The organism is Streptomyces alkaliphilus (assembly GCF_014141535.1).
GTDB classification, from domain to species: Bacteria; Actinomycetota; Actinomycetes; order Streptomycetales; family Streptomycetaceae; genus Streptomyces; species Streptomyces alkaliphilus.
In genome coordinates, this window is record NZ_VKHT01000985.1 from 1 (window position 1) to 1,849 (window position 1,849).

A 1,849-nucleotide genomic window follows, 5' to 3' on the forward strand; every position below is an offset into this window, starting at 1 on the left:
GGTGGGGTCGTAGTGGCGGTGGAGGTTGTAGTGCCAGCCGGTTTCCTCGTCGGCGTATTGGCCGGGGAAGCGGAGTGGTGTGGGGGCCACTCCCGGGCTGTGGCCCCACAAGGTGGTGGTGAGGGGTGTGAGTTCGTCGGTGTCGGAGTTGGTGAGGTGGGTGGGGGTGCCGACGAGGTCGGTGACGATGGCGGCGAATCGGCGGTCGATCTCGTCCTGATCCGCGTCGCCGGGGAAGCTGCGGGTGGTTTGGGTGAGGGGGTGCAGGCCGGTGTGGTCCCAGGTGGTGACGGTAACCGGCGCGGCGCCCTCGTGCACGGTGTGGTGTTCCTCGACGAGGGTGGTGTCGTGCCAGGTGAAGCGCACGGTTTCGGCTATGCGGCCGTCGGGGTGGTGGCGGTGTTTGGCGATGCGGCGGCCGAAGGCGTCGTAGGTGTAGGTCCACACCGTGCCGTCGGGGGTGACGGTCTTGGTGAGGCGGTCGTGGGCGTCCCAGGTGTAGTGCCAGACATCGGGGGTGCGGGAGATGCGGGTGACGGTGCGGCGGATCACCCGCCCGGCGGCGTCATACGCGTAGCGGGTACGTCCGGCTCGGGCCAGGAGGGTGCCGGTGTAGGCGCGGTCCCCGGCCGCCTCGGCCGGTAGGCCGGGAGCCTTGGCACTGGTTTGGTCGCCGGTGGGGTTGTAGGCGTAGGACTCCGTCCCGGCCGAGCCGCTCACAGCGGTGGGCCGCCCGATCGGGTCCAGGGCGAGGGTGGTGGTGCCCGAGTCGTCGGTGACGGCGGTGGGGTAGCCGTCGGTGCGGTAAGTCCAGCGTTTGTGGTGCAGACGCCGGCCCCCGGCCCCGGTGAGGGCCTGCTCGACCGTGCGCCCGCCCGGGTCGTGGCCGGTGGTGAGGGTCAGAACGTTGCCGATGCGGCGCTCGGTCTCCTGCCCGGCTGCGTCCCGGTGGAAGTTCAGGTGCCGGCCGGCGGTCTCCAGGCCGATCGGGCGTCCGGCGGTGTCATAAGTCCATCGGCTGGTGTGGCCGGTGGGGGTGGTGCGGGAGAGCAGGTGGCCCACCGGATCGACGGTGAGGGTCAGGGTGTGGCCGTTGACCGTCTCGCTCAGCAGGTTCCCGGCCGGGTCGTGGGTGCGGGAGAGTTCCACGCCCGGTGAGGTCGCGGAGACCAGTCGACCGGCCGCGTCGTGGGTCCAGGTGGTGGTCTCGCCGGTGTCGGTGGTGGTGGAGGTCAACCGGCCGAGCACGTCATGGGCGTAGTCGATGGACTGCCCCGCCGGGTTCGTCTGCCGGACCAGGTGGCCGGCGGGGTCGTATTCGCGGGTGGTGGTGCGGCCGTCGTAGTCGGTCTCCGCGACCGTGCGGCCGGCCGCGTCGAGGGTGTAGGTCCAGGTGCGGCCGTCGGGGGCGGTGACGGCGGTGATGTTCAACTCGGTGTCGCGGGTGAAGACATACCGTGCACCATCCGGGCCGGTCTGGGAGACCGGTAGGTCGAACGGGCCGTAGCTCCAGGCGGTGGTGCCGCCGTTCTCGTCGGTGTGGGTCAGGCAGTTGCCCTCCGCGTCCCACTTCCAGGACTCGACGTGGCCCAGGGGATCGGTGCGACGCACCGGCTTGCCCTCCGGTGACCACTCCATCCGCGTCACCGCACCGAGCGGGTCCGTCAGCGCGATCGGACGACCAAAGGCGTCCCGCGCCAGAACCGTGCTCCCGCCGAGGGGGGGACTGTAAATCGTTCGGTGTAACTCCCGATCAAGGAAGATGCACTGATGACGAGTGAGAACGTGACCGAGGTCGAGGCCGTCGAGCCGTCTGGGCCGGAGCTGGCGGGGGCGGTGGATGACCGGC

1 pseudogene is annotated in these 1,849 nt (G+C 70.7%); it reads right to left on the reverse strand.

The annotated features are described in order from the left end of the window. A pseudogene (locus FNQ90_RS21750) lies at nucleotides 1-1,638 on the reverse strand (type IV secretion protein Rhs); the annotation flags it as partial. Nucleotides 1,639-1,849 lie beyond the last annotated feature (211 nt).